14 protein-coding genes and 1 tRNA gene are annotated in these 17966 nt (G+C 35.8%); 6 read left to right on the top strand and 9 right to left on the bottom strand.

Annotated features, from left to right (window positions below; genetic code table 11):
- Positions 1-74: 74 nt before the first annotated feature.
- From cls to GOQ16_RS03000, 4 genes are all read right to left on the bottom strand, one after another.
- Positions 75-1559 (bottom strand): cardiolipin synthase, encoded by a 1485-nt coding sequence (cls, locus tag GOQ16_RS03015; RefSeq protein ID WP_160067750.1) that lies wholly within the window; start codon positions 1557-1559, stop codon positions 75-77.
- A gap of 85 nt (positions 1560-1644) precedes the next feature.
- Positions 1645-3012: a dihydrolipoamide acetyltransferase family protein gene (locus GOQ16_RS03010; protein WP_160067748.1), complete on the bottom strand. Its 1368-nt coding sequence runs from the start codon at positions 3010-3012 to the stop codon at positions 1645-1647.
- Between the two features lie 101 nt (positions 3013-3113).
- The gene (locus tag GOQ16_RS03005) at positions 3114-4358 is read right to left on the bottom strand and encodes a competence/damage-inducible protein A (RefSeq protein WP_160067746.1); all 1245 of its coding nucleotides are present in this window, start codon (positions 4356-4358) and stop codon (positions 3114-3116) included.
- 23 nt (positions 4359-4381) lie between these two features.
- Positions 4382-7039: a putative LPS assembly protein LptD gene (locus GOQ16_RS03000; protein WP_240140950.1), complete on the bottom strand. Its 2658-nt coding sequence runs from the start codon at positions 7037-7039 to the stop codon at positions 4382-4384.
- 165 nt (positions 7040-7204) lie between these two features.
- Here GOQ16_RS03000 and GOQ16_RS02995 point away from each other — a divergent pair, with 165 nt between their 5' ends.
- The 3 genes from GOQ16_RS02995 to GOQ16_RS02985 all read left to right on the top strand — a co-directional run bounded on the left by GOQ16_RS02995 (position 7205) and on the right by GOQ16_RS02985 (position 9954).
- Positions 7205-8026, top strand: coding sequence for an N-acetylmuramoyl-L-alanine amidase family protein (locus GOQ16_RS02995; protein WP_160067744.1), 822 nt, complete (start codon positions 7205-7207; stop codon positions 8024-8026).
- A 37-nt stretch (positions 8027-8063) separates the two neighbouring features.
- Positions 8064-8930, top strand: a complete 867-nt coding sequence (locus tag GOQ16_RS02990) for an N-acetylmuramoyl-L-alanine amidase family protein (protein ID WP_160067743.1) — start codon at positions 8064-8066, stop codon at positions 8928-8930.
- A gap of 76 nt (positions 8931-9006) precedes the next feature.
- Positions 9007-9954, top strand: a complete 948-nt coding sequence (locus GOQ16_RS02985) for an MlaD family protein (RefSeq protein WP_160067741.1) — start codon at positions 9007-9009, stop codon at positions 9952-9954.
- 406 nt (positions 9955-10360) lie between these two features.
- On the opposite strand, the gene GOQ16_RS02980 is transcribed toward GOQ16_RS02985, so the two are convergent.
- The 5 genes from GOQ16_RS02980 to GOQ16_RS02960 form a co-directional block, all read right to left on the bottom strand.
- A complete protein-coding gene (locus GOQ16_RS02980) occupies positions 10361-12463 on the bottom strand; it encodes a S9 family peptidase (RefSeq protein ID WP_240140949.1) in 2103 nt (700 codons plus the stop codon).
- A 273-nt stretch (positions 12464-12736) separates the two neighbouring features.
- Positions 12737-14209 (bottom strand): cell envelope integrity protein CreD, encoded by a 1473-nt coding sequence (gene creD / locus GOQ16_RS02975; protein WP_160067739.1) that lies wholly within the window; start codon positions 14207-14209, stop codon positions 12737-12739.
- 2 nt (positions 14210-14211) lie between these two features.
- Positions 14212-14688 (bottom strand): Coq4 family protein, encoded by a 477-nt coding sequence (locus GOQ16_RS02970; protein WP_160067737.1) that lies wholly within the window; start codon positions 14686-14688, stop codon positions 14212-14214.
- 51 nt (positions 14689-14739) lie between these two features.
- A complete protein-coding gene (locus tag GOQ16_RS02965; protein ID WP_160067735.1) occupies positions 14740-15042 on the bottom strand; it encodes a winged helix-turn-helix domain-containing protein in 303 nt (100 codons plus the stop codon).
- A complete protein-coding gene (locus GOQ16_RS02960; protein WP_160067733.1) occupies positions 15039-15656 on the bottom strand; it encodes a hypothetical protein in 618 nt (205 codons plus the stop codon). Before GOQ16_RS02960 ends, GOQ16_RS02965 begins: the two co-directional genes overlap by 4 nt.
- Before the next feature lie 197 nt (positions 15657-15853).
- On the opposite strand from GOQ16_RS02960, the gene GOQ16_RS02955 reads away from it, so the two are divergent.
- The 3 genes from GOQ16_RS02955 (at position 15854) to GOQ16_RS02945 (ending at position 17961) form a co-directional block, all read left to right on the top strand.
- Positions 15854-15935 (top strand) — tRNA-Leu (locus tag GOQ16_RS02955).
- A gap of 70 nt (positions 15936-16005) precedes the next feature.
- Entirely contained in the window at positions 16006-17337 is a 1332-nt protein-coding gene (locus GOQ16_RS02950) for a trigger factor (protein WP_160067731.1), read from the top strand.
- Between the two features lie 69 nt (positions 17338-17406).
- A complete protein-coding gene (locus GOQ16_RS02945; protein WP_160067729.1) occupies positions 17407-17961 on the top strand; it encodes a GNAT family N-acetyltransferase in 555 nt (184 codons plus the stop codon).
- The last annotated feature ends 5 nt before the right edge of the window (positions 17962-17966 follow it).

Here is a 17966-nt window from a genome sequence, read left to right as displayed (position 1 = left end):
TGTTTAGCTAAAAATACAAATTTTAAATTTCTTTGAGACAAAACAGGAGTTAATCCAGGTTATTTTAACATTTTTTACAACAATGGAGCTAACAATCGGCACAAGGAATCAGCCGCTTTTTGCCATCGCGGTCTTGCTTTCCAAGCCCGTATGGTCAACAATTCAGACTGTGCCTTATCTACTTCAAATTGATTAGATAATTGGTCCGAGAATTTAGAATCAGACACCACTGCAGCGATTTCATAATTGATGTAAAAACTGCGAATATCCAAATTAACAGTTCCTACAAAAGCTAATTTGTTATCAAAAACCGCTGTTTTGGCATGTAAAAATCCTTTATTGTATAAATAAACTTTCACTCCTCTTTCCAATAAAGGTTTGAGAAAAGAAAATGAAGCATGCTGTACAAAAAATGAATCGGACTTGCTAGGCACCATCAGTTCCACCTCCACACCTGAAGATGCCGCAATTATCAATGCGCGTTCTAATTCTTCACTTGGAATATAATATGGTGTACAGAGTTGAATTTTTGTATTCGCTTCACCTATTGCAATGAGTAACGCTTCCATATTGTAGGGTCCGATCGAAGCAGGATCACTAGAAACAAAACCTACGCCAGCTCTACCTTTTACCTCACTGTTTTCTTGCAAGGCTTGTAAATATCCATCCTCCAAATAAAATGATTCGCCATCGGTCTGATTCCAAGAACTCCAAAATGACACTTGCAACAAATTAATTGCTAATCCCTTAACACGAAGCGAGGTATCTCGCCAATACATCTTGTTTGGTAATTCAGATGCATTGATGTATTTATCCGAAATATTAATACCTCCGACATACCCCACACGACCGTCTATAACACATATTTTGCGGTGGTTACGGTAATTTGAATTTGCTAGTGATGTAAAAGTGACAGGTAAAAAAGCGTGGAAATCAATTTTCGAATCCTTTCGTTTACGCATATATTTCACCAAATCAGGAGAACCAAAACTATCAGCAATTAATCGAACTTTTACACCTTCGCTAGCCTTTTGTTCTAATTGATTTAAGACTTTCAATCCTATACTATCCAATTCGAAAATATAATATTCCATATGAATAGAATGTTTTGCAAGTGCCAAATCTCGTAATAACCAATCAAGCTTCACTTCTCCATTGATTAAGAGATCGACTTCATTATTTAAGGTCGGGGAAGATAAACGTTCCTTTTTCATAAGTCTGAAAACCTTAGAAAGGTCTCCAATATCCTCTTGAATATCTTGTATAAAAGATTCCATAATCGGATCAAGCTCTTTCCATTTCTTTTCCAAACGAACAGCTTGTTCCATATTTAAACGTTTTATTTTTTTTACTTTGACAAATTTCTGTCCAAAAAAATAATAAAGAATAAGCCCTACAAAGGGTAGAAAAATAATTACTAGAATCCAAGCGACGGTTTTTGTTGGGTTACGATTTTCAATCAGTATCGCACTGATAATTCCTGCATACAACAGCAATAATGGTATCCAATACCAATTGATCACAAAGTCAATAAATGGTTTTAATTGTTCTAGATGCATCAGTAATAGACTCTATTCTGTATGCTAAATATACTATATAAAAAATAAAGCCTACAAAATGTAGGCTCATAATTCTTATTAATATCTATATAACGCGATCTTTATCCCAGTTTTCTAGGTAATCCCCTACCCGTTTTAAGAAAGTTCCACCTAAGGCACCATCAATCACACGATGATCGTAAGACATTGTCAAATACATCATATGACGGATTGCGATGACATCACCGTCTTCTGTTTCTAAGACAGCAGGCTTTTTGGTAATCGATCCCACTGCTAATATTGCCGCTTGCGGTTGATTAATAATTGGCATCCCAAAAATATTACCAAATGCGCCAATATTCGTAAAAGTAAATGTGCCGCCTTGCGTATCATCAGGTTTCAATTGATTGGCACGCGCGCGATTTGCCAAGTCATTGACAGCCTTGCTCAATCCTACCAAACTCAATTGATCTGCATCTTTGATAACCGGCACAATAAGATTACCAGATGGTAAAGCAGCGGCCATACCAATATTGATATGTTTACGCTTAATGATATTATATCCGTCAACGGAAACATTAATCATTGGAAAATCCTTTAAAGCTTTGCTTATCGCTTCAATGATTAACGGAGTGAAAGTAATGTTTTCTCCTTCACGCTTTTTGTATGAATCTTTAACCTTATTTCGCCAATTCACCAAATTCGTTACATCAGCTTCAACAACTGAGAACACATGAGGTGAGGTTTGGATACTTTGTACCATATGATCCGCTATCAAGCGGCGCATACGATCCATTTCTACGATTTCATCGCCATTCATGCTTTTCACCACCTGCGCAGCAGCTGTTTGAACTGGTGCTGATTTTGGAGCAGTAACGGGGATAGATTGTGAAGAAGTATGTAAAGGTGTCGACTGATGAACTGGAGCACCTCCGCGAGAAGCAATATAATCCAATACATCTTGTTTAGTGACGCGTCCATCAGAACCAGAACCGACAATTGCATCTAATTCTGTCTGCGATACGTTTTCTTGCAAAGCGATGTTACGCACCAAAGGCGAGTAAAACCTTCCCTCTGTATTTATAACATTTTGGATTGGCGTGCTATTTTCCTCTTCAACAAAGTGTTCCAATCCTGGAATTTCCAATTCTGGGGTATCAGTATGTTCTACAACTGTTTCTTCTACCACAGCTGCAAGTTCTTGTACAGTACTTAAAGTAGTTTCATCTTCGCCTTCGATTTCAATTAATGCAATTGTATCGCCAACTTGCGCAACGGAACCTTCCTCAAAAACTATTTCCTTTAAAAAACCATTCACTGGGGATGGTACTTCCGAATCCACTTTGTCTGTAGCAATCTCTGCAATAGTATCATCTTCTTTTATCGCATCACCAATGGATTTTACCCATTTTGTAATGGTCGCTTCCGATACACTCTCACCCATTTTTGGAAGAATCAACTTAAATATTGCCATACTGATTTTGTATTTTATGTCACTAAATTAAATAATTAGGAATAGAATCCCTAAAAACAAAATATAATATTTTATATTATTGATTTAACAGTAGAATATTTCTAATTGCTCTTGTCATTTACATACATATTCCAAAGCATCGCAAACGCCTGCGCAACTGTACGCTCAATGTTGATTGCACGATCGTTACGAAAGTGAAAAAGTTTTGTTTTCGTTTCATACTTTCCACTTACCGCAATCCAAACCGTACCAACTGGCTTTTCGGGAGTACCTCCTCCTGGGCCAGCGATACCACTTGTGGCAATGCTATAATTTGCTCCTGCTAATTTTTTCACCCCTTCCGCCATTTCGATTACTGTTTGTTCGCTCACTGCTCCAAATTCTTTCAATGTTTCTTCTTTGACACCTAATAAATTTTGCTTAATGTTATTATGATAAGCCACAATGCCACAATCAAACATAGCACTAGCTCCTGAAATCCCAGTGATACCACTGGCAATACTTCCTCCTGTACAACTTTCAGCGGTAGCTAATTTTAAATCGTCATTCGCAAAAGCTTCCACAATGGCTTGCTCTATTGATATATCCTTTGCGGTAACCACATGATGCCCCAGCCGCTCTACCAACTGCTGATGGTAAAAATCTATAGATACATCACTTTCTCCAATTTGAGACAATCGCAAACGCACCAACCCTACTCTTGGCAAATAAGCTAATTTTATGTTTTCTGGGAGGCTATTTTCGATATCGGCTATTTTTTCTGCTAAGAATGATTCGCCTAGACCAATACTAATAATATGTCGATGCTCCACAAGCTGTGATGAAGCATTTTCTTTCAATTTTGGAAGTATTCGATTAGTAACTAGAAATTTCATTTCGAATGGAACACCAGGCAAAAAAGCAAAATACTTATCCTTGTCGGTAATCCACATGCCCGGCGCAGTACCTACATCATTGAAGAGCACTTCACAATCTTCTACTACATCGGCTTGCGCTTGGTTCACTTCGGGCATTATTTTGTCGGGAGCAATACGTGTAAACAAACCTTGCACATGCGCCAAAACCTTTGCATCACGTACTAATTTTTTACCGAAATATGAAGCTATAGTTTGTTTTGTAACATCGTCCTTAGTCGGCCCTAAACCTCCTGTAACGATTATAAGATCTGCCCGCTTTGACGCCAAGTTAAGCGCATTAGATATTGCTTCGGCTGTATCCGAAATTGAAGTAATTTGCTGTACGCGAATATTAAGTAAATTCAACTGTTGACCAATCCAAGCTGAATTGCTATCAACAATTTGACCCAACAATATTTCATCACCTATGGTTATGATTTCTGCATTCATAACACATAGTTAGCAAAAAAAATCTAATATGAATAATGACTATTGCGTTTTGTTAACTTCAAATCTTGTAGAACAGACGCCTTAGCACGTATAGTAATATTATATGATTGAAAACGACCAAATGGCACCCATCCAACAGACATATCCCAACAGTGTAAATCACGATAAATTGAGAAATTTGTCATCGCAACTTCTTTCTGTTTGATATCATAACCTGAGTTAAATTGAATTTTCCACTTAGGTGTGACATTGATATCACCATGTAAATTGATTGTAGCTGTATAGTCACTACGTACCCTTCGTAGATTATTATCGAAATTTTTAAAGTATTGCAGACTAAATGAACCGGCCAAGTTCCATGGAATATTGAAATCTACAAACGCATTGGGATCACGGCTTATACGTGCCAAAGCTTCAGATTGCTCTTTGGTCATGTTAGGCATTTGGTTACGCATAGAGTCTACGTTATTGTTACGACTCTTATTTGCATCAGGATTGAAACTATAGTCAAATGAAAGTCCAAAGTTGGTCAATCGTGCTAAATTTCCGTCTTGTATGGCATATCTATCTATTCGCTGACCTTGATTATCCAATTGATATGGATCCAATGTACCATTGAAATTTAAATTTATTTTTTCGTTGAATATACTTGTTCGACCCGAAAAAGAAATCGTTGAAAGTTTTAAAGAGTCTGCTGCAAAGTTGTAGTTACCACTAAATGTCAAGCCTTGAAGAATTGGAATTTTTTTGAAAGCATCTTTTCCCGATTCCGTTGAATCCGCTTTATTTCTAACTTTTGCTTCAATATTATTGTCAACAGAAAAACCGATTCCCATAGATCTTCCAGAAGATGGACCACCAAACATAGCTCCATCAAAAATGGAATAATTTGACAGTTTTCCATTTTGGTCAATCCAATCTCTATAGAATCCATATTTTGGATCTCCAAAATCAGGTCTATAGTTAAAATTAACAGAAGGTGTTACAACGTGACGAATAGCCTCGAATTTTCCGATCTTGGGATAAACACCATATACTTTTGTTGACAATCCACTAGACATAGAATAGTCATATGCACGACGAAAACCACCAACAGTATCTCTTACATTAATATAACCATTTATTTCATTCGCTCTATAATTGCGAATAGTTTGCAAATACCAACGCTCGGTATAATTTACAGAAGTATTGAATTGAAAATACTTAAACGCATTTAAACTCAAACTAACAGGAATATTATGTTGGAAACCGTTTGTAAATTGTTGTAGAGTTTGTTTGCTAAAGATTGTAGAATCTCCTGTCGAAAGGGTGTTACGACCTTGTAAACTATAACCAACAGTGATTCGTTGAAACCATTTTTGCTCACCGACGCGCTCTTTTGAATCAAATGGATTAAAAGTAGATACGTTCAATGAGAACTGTGGCAATTCTAAATCAACTTTACCGGTTTGCATATCCTGACGATGGGAAGCACTAGATGTAAAATTAACTTTTCCGTCCGCAAATACTTTTCCATATGAAATGGAAGAAGACATGTTATTTCGTGTCAACTCATTGTAATTGTAAGTACTTCCCGCTCCCGAATTTTGAAAATATGATGAAGTACCGAAATTCACCGATGCTGAAAAGGATGTACCTGGATTAGCCTCTTGTCGTTGTGTATGAGTCCAAGTGACATTAAAATCCTTTGCACGCTTGTAATTATCAGAACCCTCAACTCCTGTTGGGGTTGAAGCAAAACGAATATTAAAACCACCGCTAAATTTATAATTCACCAAATAATTAGTACGAATAGAAGATTCCCATGCTCCTTTCGAATAGAATGAACCTCGAATTTCGGAATCCCAATAATCGTTAAATGTCAAATACCAGCCAAAATCACGTAGACCAAACCCTCGCGTAACATCATCACCAAAAGAAGGAAATAAAAATCCAGCTTGTTTTTTATTAGTTTTTGGAAAAAATCCAAATGGAACTGTTATAAACTTGAAGGGAATCCCTTGAACTACGAGATGCGGCCATTCTGCTATCACTTGTTTTGAGGTAATTAATCCCTTCGGAATTGCTATACCAAAATGCGTATGTGGAAATGGCAAATCACAAGTACTGTACATCGCATGTTGAATTGACATTTCATCGTAAATATTCTTACGTAGCACACGCGCTTGAATATACCCTCCGTCTTCTTCGGTCATTATGCCAAATGTTTTTCCCTCTTGTGATTTATAGTTATACAATAATGAATCGACAGCTTTTGGGGTTTCATTTGGAAAAAGAACAACAGGTCGTCCCACATATTTACCCGTATGATCTGTTACACCACTCGCATACAACATATTTGTGTTACGGTCCAATCGAATATAATCTGCAGACAGCTCAAAGTCTTGATACTTCACTTTTGCTCCACTATATAAGTGAATAATATTTTTACTCACTTCATTCCATGATGAGTCATTTGCAACAATAGTTACAACAGTTTCCAAACCACTTTCATCTTTCATAACCACCGTATCCTTACCGTTGGTAAGTTTCAAATGATTTTTGGATGTATCTGCAGTAGCTTTTATGGTGTCTTGGACAGATATATTTGAATTCTGTGAACGAATCATCTGTGCATACCCAACATTAATTCCTGAAATCAGAAATACTAAACCGCATAAAAAACTCGTTACCGTTTTCAAATTGAAAATCTTATATATTAATTTAGCGCAAAAATAAACTATTAACGACAAAAATAGTCAAAAAACGAATAGATAAACATGTTATTTTTTTGAATAAATTTTATGCTTTATCTTTGCCTTGAAACAGTTTTTGATTAATCACACAAAAATGTTAAAAATATAAAAATGATTCTTTTAAATAGTGTTAAATATATAAGTTCTTTTTTTGTAGCTGCGTTTATTATCGCCATAGCCTCTTCCTTTCATCCTGTCTCAAAAATTAATACTGATCCCCCTAAAAAAACATTCACAGTGGTTTTAGACCCTGGGCATGGTGGAGCAGCATTAGGAGCTGTGGGGCGCCGATCAAAAGAAAAAGATATTGTATTGGATGTATCTATTAAACTAAAAAAAGAGCTTGAAAAAATCGGGATCAATGTATTATTGACACGCAATTCTGACACTGATGTTCCATTTCGTACTCGATCAGAGATAGCAAATAAAAATCACGCAGACTTATTTATTTCCATACATGCAAACTCTGCTAATACTGCACGCAGAAAAAACCCACAAGTTACAGGTACGGAGACACTGGTTTTAGGATTTCATCGTATGAATGAACAGGACGTAGCAATTCGCGAAAATGCCGACATGCTATTAGAAGAGAATTATGAAGAGAATAACGCCGATTTAATTGGTTTTGATCCAAAAGATCCTTCTTCTTATATTGTCTTCAAAGTAATGAAACGTCAATATCGTGACCGCAGCATACGATTAGCTTCCTTAATGCAAAATGAATACATCACCTCGAACAGACCAAATAGAGGAGTCAAAGAGCAAGGTTTGGCCGTATTAGCTCGTGCAAGTATGCCAGCAGTTTTGACAGAAATTGGATTTATATCGAGTCCAAGCGAAGAAGATTATATGTTATCCGAAGAAGGCCAAGCCGAAATAGTAAAAAATCTATTCGATGCTATTAAAAACTACAAAGCCGCAGTAGAAAGATAGTAAACTAAAAACGAATAAAACTGTTTAAATAGCATATATGTTTAATACTAGAAAAGCGAAGAATATATTAGGTTTTGTGACAATACTTATTTTGAGTATAAGTCTTTTTCCATTAATCAGCAGTTTTACAAGTTCCTCAGCAGAAATTGAACATCAACCAGAACCTCCTAAGTCGAAAGGTAAAATAATTGTATTGGATGCAGGGCACGGCGGAAAAGATCCTGGCGCTGTTGGGAAACTTTCACGTGAAAAAGATATTGCGCTAGCAATAACGCTTAAATTGGGAAAAAAATTAGAAGCTGAACTTCCAGGAACAAAAGTCATTTACACACGTAAAACAGATATATATCCTAATCTCTACGAGCGTCCAGCACTAGCGAACAACCATCATGCTGATATTTTTGTTTCCATTCACCTGAATGCCAGTGGCACGACGACAAAACGCGTCAAAAACAAAAAAGGTAAATGGGTAACGCAGCAAGTAGCAAATAATTCAGCAAGAGGTACAGAAACATTTGTTTTGGGTTATAATAATATGCAAAATCAAGATGTCGCAATTCGCGAAAATGCTTCTATTCTTTTAGAAGAAAATCACGAAGAAAATTATGGCGGATTTGACCCTAAAGATCCTTCATCTTATATTGTGTTCAAGGTATTGAAAAGAAAATACCGCGACCAAAGTATTAGATTAGCCAAATTGATGCAAGAAGAATATGTAAAAGCTGGAAGACCTAACCGAGGAATTAAAGAAGGACCATTTGCAGTGTTAAAAACAGCAGGTATGCCCGCAGTTTTGACGGAAGTTGGTTTTATCAGTAATTCGGAAGAAGAAAAATTCTTAATGTCCAGCACAGGTCAAGAGGCAATTGTCAACAGTTTATTTAATGCGATTAAAAAATTCTAATTATTCGGATATCTAAACATTTTCTATCTTTAGGATGTTATTAGTATATTCATGTAGAATCTAAAACGTAGTAACTTTGAAATTATCGAACGAAACTAAAGTTGGCGCACTAACAGCAATCGCCATTGCATTATTATTTATTGGATACAGTTTTTTAAAAGGGAACGATGTTTTCAGTTCCGAAAACACTTTTTATACGGATTACGACAACGTGGATGGCTTAGCCGTATCAAATCCCGTATTGGTAAACGGATTCAAAATTGGTCGAGTTTCCAAGACAACTCTTATGGATAATGGAAAAATTCGTACTGAATTCAAAATCGAAGACGAATACGAAATTCCTTCAAACACCATCGCTCGTATTTCTAATGATGGTTTTTTAGGAGGAAAAGTAATTGTTTTTGACTTAGGAAATAGCAAAACATACGCTCGTGATGGCGATCCATTGCAATCCGACGTACAAGCGAATCTTCTCCAAAAAGTAGAACCACTACAAAAGAAAGTAGAGGATCTTGTCGTGAAATTAGATTCCGTGCTATCTGCTGTCAACACTGCATTGGATGATGAATTCCAACGCGATTTCAAAACAAGTCTGCGTAGTATCTCTATTTCATTGAAAAATGTTGAAAAGATCACGACTGATGTTGAAGGCTTAATGGGATCTGAGCGAGTACGCTTGGCGAAAATTATGCAAAATCTCGAATCTATTACCAATAACTTCAAAAACAACAGTTCGCGCATCAACCAGATAATTGCGAATCTTGACAACCTGTCATCTGATCTGTCAAAAACGGAGATTAAAGCTACCGTAGATAATGCCAATAAGGCAATGCAAGATGTGCAAGCTATTACTGACAAGATAAATAAAGGAGAAGGTTCTATTGGATTACTCGTCAATGATAACAAATTGTACAATAATTTGACCAATGCCTCTGAGAACCTGGATCAATTAGTTTTGGATCTCAAAACAAATCCTGGAAAATATTTAAAGATATCCATTTTCGGAAAGAAAGATACTAAATAAAATATAGCCTTGAGAATTCTCAAGGCTATATTTTTAGCATATTGTCATTTATCTGTCCACATATTGTTAAACAATTGTTAAAACAACTGTTTGATACAACATTGGCATAAAATTGGTCGTTATACTAGTAATTCATAATTTAGGTTAATAATTGGTTAGTTAGAAATGTCTGGAGTTCCCCGCTTCAGACATTTTTTATTTATAGTCTTTGGCAAACTCTAATATTTAATTTATAATAATTAATAGCTAAACCTTAATAACTACCTATAAATGTTAAACAATTGTTAAATCAACAATCACATACAACATTGGCATAAAATTGGTCGTTATAGTAGTAATTCATAATTTAGGTTAATAATTGGTTAGTTAAAAAGTCTGAAGTTCCCCGCTTCAGACTTTTTTTATGTTATAATGTTTCATTCAACCAGCCAAAGAACTCACGTTGCCATACTTGCGCATTGTGACCGGATAGCACCCAATGATTTTCATCTGGCATAAAAACATACCTACTTTTGATTCCTTTCAATTGCGCAGCTTGAAAAGCTTCTTGTCCTTGTCCAATAGGCACGCGATAATCTTTTCCACCTTGTAAAATAAGGATAGGCGTATTCCATTTGTCGACATGACGAATCGGGTTGAAGTCTTGATATGTTTTAGCATTTGCTTTATCCCAATATGGACCACCTAAATCATAATTAGCAAAGAACAACTCTTCTGTCGTACCATACCACGATTCCATATTAAATAATCCACAGTGTGAAATAAAAGTTTTGAATCGGCCTTCGTGCACACCAGCTAACATAAAGACAGAATATCCACCATAGCTCGCACCTATAGCACCAATACGATCGTTATCTACATAGGGTTCTTTTTTGAAATCATCTATTGCCGAGATGTAATCTCTAATTGCTTGTCCACCCCAATCTTTTGAAATATCTTTATTCCATTTTGTACCCCATCCTGGCATACCACGACGATTCGGAAGAATAACGATATAGCCTTGCGAAGCCATCAATTGAAAATTCCAACGGAATGAATAACCTTGCGTGGTAGCCGATTGTGGCCCACCTTGGCAAAATAATAAAGTTGGATATTTTTTAGTAGGATCAAAATCTGGTGGATAGATCACCCAAGAAAATAAATCTTCACCATCCGATGCTTTGGTAACACGACTTTCTACTTTTGTATCTTGAAATTGTGCGTATTTCGCATCATTCACGGTAGTTATTGGCGTTAGGTTTTTTGTTTTAAAACTATACAAATATACTTCCGTTGCGCGAGTCATTTTGGTAGAAGTAACCACTAGCCCATCTTTTGTTTCGCCGACTATTCCCGAAACATCGAATTGCCCTTCACTAATTTGTTGGATTTTCGGTAAAGAACGTACATTCAGATTTGTAGGAATGTCTACGGCAAATAATTGCACTGTTCCGCCTTTTGGCGCTAAAAAATAAATCTTCTTACCATCTTTACTCCATTTGTACGAGTTGACTGTTTCATCCCAATGCGCTGTAAGATTTAGTTTTACACCTGAATTAACATCCATGATAATAATATCATTTTTGTCCGCTTCATACCCATCGGTCTTCATGCTCGTCCAAGCTAGACGTTTGCCATCTGTACTAAACTCTGGATGATTATCATAGCCTTGCATGCCTTCTGTGAGATTTTTCGTTTCTTTCGTAGCCAAGACATATTGGTAAATATCCGTATTCGTGCTTGTCACATACTCTTTCCCAAATTTCTTTTTACACACGTACAAAACTGATTTTCCGTCAGGTGCCCAGACATAATCTTCAGCTCCGCCAAAAGGTACAGTAGGCGTATAAAAAGGCTGGCCTTCTAAAAGATCAATTGCTTCTCCGATTTTACCATTTTCATATGTCGCAACGAATGGATGATTGAAACGCCCATCGTTATCTTTGTCCCAATGACGATAATCTAAATTATCATAGATATAAATATTTGATTTGGGTAAATCAGCATATTTATCCACGCTGTGGTTTTTGTTAATAAGTACTTGCTTACTGTAGATAATATGTTTTTTGTCGGGAGAAATTTTTACATCCGACAATCCACCTTCTACATCTGTCAATTGAACTGCATTCGCACCGTTGATATTTTTCTTCCACAATTGACCTTTGAAAAGATAAATGACATCATTTTCAGCAGTAATTTCAATCACGGATTCACCACCCGGCTCTGTAGGGAAAGCTTGTGCTGTACCACCTTTTACAGGAATAGTAAATAAGTTTTTTTCTGATTTATTTTCTTCGAAAGAATAATTCGAAACACCATACACCAAGGTTGTTCCGTCCACAGTCAAACCTTCTGCTGATACACGTCCCAATTTCCACAAATCCTCCGCATTCATAGGTCGTTTGGTCAAATAATCGTTTATTTTACTCGTCAAAACTGATTTCTCAATTCTTTTCTCTGGTGCACGTTGCCCCATTGCTGATGCACTCATAAGTAATAAAGCAGTTAAAATAGAAACTCTATTCATCATCAAATATTTTTTTAAAGCAAGATAATAAAAAAGCCAAAGGGAATAAAACAGAAAAGGCTCAAGTAAAACTCAAGCCTCACACGGACTTTTTAAATTATTAGGTATTTTTGATGAAAATCCGCGACGAATAGGGAAATTTAACAAAACATAGAATAATGATATACTCCAAAAGACGATTCAAAATTCTCCCAAACAAACTTCATATTTTTCTCTTCAGAATAAGCATCAAGATGCATGTAACATACATCTTGATGCCTTCAAATCCTAGCTTTATCATTTGCGATCAAATTGATACCAGTTTACTTTTGTGGATACACGCATAAGTACAGCTAGAATTATAAATATTCCCACAGTTCCAACTATTAGCGAATAATCTCTCAATTGCATTAAGACGTATATAAACGTATAGAACAAACCCAAAATTCCAGCAAAAAGCAATGCTGTATTACGATTTTTGGTAATCATATAAATAAACGAAGCAATGAGCAGAATTGTCGCTAGTGCAGAAATTAAGTATGCTGGATTGAAACCAATATGTTCTGAAAAAGCTAATAGTAAAGAATAGAATAACACCATAGCAGCACCAATCAAAATATATTGGATGAGGTGAATACGTTGTTTCTTAATAATCTCTGTAAAGAATAAGGAAGCAAACGTCAATATGATTACCAGAACACCATATTTTGCTACGCGTGTTGTTTTTTGATAATTGTTCACTTCTGGTAAGAAATTAACCTGTATCATGTCCATATCCGTAGATACTAAATTGGAGTTGGCTACAGCAGTAAGATTCAATTCAGGCAAATAATCTATAGTTTCTTCGGATAAAGCTAAATCTAGAAAACTATAAATCTGGGACTGCCCAATCCATTGTTGCGGCAACTTACGTGCAAAGCTCGGAATATTCCATTCTGCCGTAAAGCTTGAATCTTGCACATCGCGATCGTCAGGTAGAAAACCTCCATTGAAACTTGGATTGCCACATTTTCCTGTGACATTAAGTTTCGTTTGATTTGCCAAAGGCAAATAATTAAAAGATTTCGAACCTTTTAATTCGTACGCGATATGAAATGATGATATAGAATTTTCGTCAGTCAATTTTAAATCCGCAACCAAATTATTTGGAAAAAGTGTAAACAACTTTCCATTCATTTTAAGTGGAATTGATACACCCGCAAAACTCAATTTTGGTGCTATCGAAACACCTTTAACATCTTCGATACCCAAAACGATTTTGGCTTGTGACCAATTCACAGCATCATTCGCAATATTTAAACTTTCAAAATCAATTTTTGGAAAGCCACCTCGCATATCCAATTTTGAGGTATAAACTACAGACTGAAAAATTCCTCTTTTGAGGTATTCTGGATTAACATCTACTTTTACTTGAGTCTGTTCTGGTAATAGGAAAATCCAATCTTCTACAATGGTGTGGGTTGTTATTTCCTTTCCTAACGCATTTTTCTCTATAGATTCTTCACTGTATTTATAAGGAACGGCCAAAATAGGTGTAGCCACGACTTGAGATTTCCCCCACTTCGCAGATATATCTGTTGAAACTTGTGACTCCCTTATTTTTCGTTCGCGAATTAAGTCATTGACTAAGTTCAGCGGAATTAACATAAGTAGTGTAAGAAAGAATATTACACCCAATTTCAGGACAATTGAATTCACAATACGGTCATATAATGTTGGAAGATTTTGACTATGTTCTTCCAGTTTGGGGTTTTGATTATTAGTTTCCATAATTATATAGTTTGAATTTTTGACTTTAAGTAAAGTGAATGCTGAAGTTCGACTAATGGTTTGGCTAAATAGTCTTTGAATTCTATATGATGAAATTTACTTAGTGATTTCCCTTTTTGATAACTGAACATGTAATACCGAATAAATTCGGGATAAATAACTGTACCAATGCCAATCATCGCATACATATAGAGACTTCGTTTTCCGTTTCCCATAAGTAAATATTGCATAGCTATTTCGCCCTGAATGTCCGTATTCGTTTCAGTAATCACGTGAAAGACATCGTGATTTTCCAGCTTTGGCATGACATCAAACCCGTTTGATAAATAGAAATTTCCCAGTGCGTAGCCTAAAGTATTAGTAGAATATGCCAGGAAATCCGATACACTTAGTCCCCAAGCTTTTTTATTACGTTTGAATAGCTTAGTATATAGAACGGAAGAACCATTATAAAGAAATAACATAAATCGTAATCTCATAATTTATAACTTAAAAGTACTTTGTATTTCAAAGTTTATGGGTAAAAAAATTTATTTGTACTGTTGTTTTATTAAATTTTCTAACGCTGCGAGATGATTCTCAAAAGCTTTCTGACCTTTATCTGTCTTACGGTATTTTGTATTGGGTTTTCGATCTACAAATGATTTTTCTACCGTAATATATCCCTCCTTCTCCAAACTTTTGAGGTTTGAAGCCAAGTTTCCATCCGTCACTTCCAAAAGTTCTTTCAACGAATTGAAATCATAATGTTCGTTTGCGACCAAGATACTCATGATCTGCAAACGCACACGATTTTCTAATACTTTGTCATATAGAGATAAATCTAAATTCACTTCTCGTAGCGTTGATGAACGATTAAACCGTAAATAATGTGTAAAATACCGAAGCCGACAGCCCATAAGTAAATGCCGTACCCGGGAAGGCACAAAGCTAACAATCCTAAAATAATATCCAAAATACCCAACCAACGCAATTCTTTGAATGTAAAACTTGAAGCTGCACTCAACGCCAATCCATAAAAAATCAACATCGTAGAAGCAATCATACCATAGTCCTTTTTATAAATAAAAATCAGCGAAAGTAAACCACCAGTTAGTAATGGTACTGCCATAGCCTTGAATAAGGCTTTGCTTGTTGGATTCCAAACAGATTGGCCGGATTTCTTCGCTTTTTGTCTAGCCATATAATAGCCTGTTCCTATGGATACAACCAATACAGATAAGGCTATAACTATTAACGTTGGAATGTTTCCATTATTGACATAATGGTCTCGGTAACCAAATTCACTATTAAATCCATACACCAATACATAAGCTACAAAAGCTCCTACTAAAGCGTAACTTCCGATTAAAACACCCGAAAGCCCACTTATTGACATGAACTTTGATGATTTCTCCATCAAGGAGCGTATCTGTCCGATTTGATTTATTAAATCTTTTTGATTCATAAAAGTACTTTGATATACAAAGTTACATATATTATCCAGACCTGCAAAATATTTTTACATTAATGGACAAAAATTAATAGTCTTGCTTTTAGTCATTTAGAATATTCAGCCGAAAATAAATGCATTTTTTTCCTAACAACACTTGACAAGTATGCAAAATGATTCTATCTTTGTGACACAATAAAAAAATCCTAACTGCGGAAGTGGCGTAATTGGTAGCCGCACCAGACTTAGGATCTGGCGCCGCGAGGCGTGGGGGTTCGAGTCCCTTCTTCCGCACTTGATATCCTCCCGAACAAAATGCATCGGGAGGATTTTTTTTATAATGCGAAAATAACGCTTAACAAGTATGAATATTTCACATCAGAAAATCGACGACATCAACGCTAAAATTACCGTTGATTTAGCACCAGAAGATTATAATCCGGCAGTTGACAAAGCGATTAAAGATCAAGCTAAAAAAGCAAAATTACCAGGATTCCGTCCAGGGTTGGTACCTGTAGGTCACATCAGACGTACTTATGGTAAATCAATTCTACTTGACGAGATCAATCGCGTAGTAAACGACAAAATTTCAGCATATATCACAGAACAAAAATTGGAAGTATTGGGTCAACCCCTTCCAGTAGAAGGTGATGATGCCAATTACAACTGGGATTTCAAAGATACATTCAGTTTCAATTATGAAATTGGTTTGGCTCCAGAATTCGAAGTTCCTTTCACAGCAGAAACTGAATTTACAGAGTACGACATCAAAGCTGATGAAGCGACTTTAGCAGAGCGTATTAAAAACTTACGTCGTAGCTATGGCAAAATGACGAACCCAGAAGTATCTGAAGCAGGTGACGTATTATACGCTACATTGAAACAAGATAAAGAAGAAGGTATCGAGCAAACTACTTCAGTTCGTACAGATATTATCGAAGATGAAGCTATTAAAGCATCATTAGTAGGTCTTAAAAAAGACGACGTTGTAAAAATTGATGTTAAAAAAGCATTTAACTCTGCTGATTTAGCACGTATCTTGGCTATCACTGAAGAAGAAGTTGCTGAATTGGACGTAACTGATTTCGAATTGACAGTTAAAAATATCAACCGTCTTGAAGAGTCTGATTTGAACCAAGAGTTTTTCGATAAATTATTCGCTGCGGATGAAGTAACGACTGAAGAGCAATTCAACGCGAAAGTAAAAGAAGAAGTTGAAAACTTATTCAAACAAAACTCAGCTCAAAAATTACGTAACGATATGTATACTTTCGGTATGGATAAAGTTGACGTAAAATTCCCAGAAGAGTTTTTGAAAAGATGGTTAAAAGCTACAAATCCTAACTTGTCTGGAGAAGAAATCGAAGAAGGTTTTGCTGACTTCGTAAGCAACTTGAAATGGACGATCATCGAAAACCGTATCGTTACAGCTAACAATTTAGAAGTTAAATACGATGAGGTAGTTGATTTAGCGAAAGAGCGTATCTACGGTCAAATCAAAATGTACAACATCAACGAAGAGCCTACTGATGAGCAATTAGGTCAATTTGCACTTCAATTGTTGTCAGACAGAGAGCAAGCTAATCGTTTATTCGAAGAAGTAAAAGCTTTGAAAGTATTCGATCACTTGAAATCAACTGTGAAAATCAACACAGAAGCTATCGATTACGATAAATTCCAAGAATTAGAAAAATAATATTTATATTGATTTTTTGAATGTAAAAGGTTAGCAAATTATTTTGCTAACCTTTTTTATTAATAAGCCATGATCATACGTCCAGCACTTAAATTTGAAGCAGATAAAATCGCAAAATTAATGAATCTTGCTATGCTTGAGATTACCTATCAATTTATAGGTGAAGAAAATATAGAGAAGGCAAATGCTTTCTTAGCGCATTTTGTAGCACAAGAGAATAACCAATATTCGTATCAAAATATTTATGTAGCAGAAGAAAATAATGAAATTCTAGGACAAATTTCCATATATGATGGAGCTAAATTACAAGAATTGCGTCAACCTATTTGGGATAAAATTAAAGCCGATCGAGATGTAGATTACTGGGCAGAGAATGAAACCGAAGCAGGAGAAATATATATCGACACTCTTGCAGTAAGCCCCAACACGCAAGGAAAAGGAATTGGTAAACAATTAATACAATATGCAATTGACGAGGTTGTCGTCAAACAGAAGAAAGTTTTGGGACTTTTGGTGGATAAAGATAATCCAGCTGCCAAACGCTTATACGAAAGAATTGGCTTTAAAGTAGTTAAGGATATTCGCATTTTTGGTAAAGTGATGGAGCACATGCAATATGCATAATGCTC

This window comes from Sphingobacterium bovisgrunnientis (assembly GCF_009829085.1).
In the GTDB taxonomy this organism is placed as follows: domain Bacteria; phylum Bacteroidota; class Bacteroidia; order Sphingobacteriales; family Sphingobacteriaceae; genus Sphingobacterium; species Sphingobacterium bovisgrunnientis.
The sequence above is the reverse complement of the archived record's forward strand: the minus strand, read 5'-3'. Positions and strand labels throughout refer to the sequence as shown.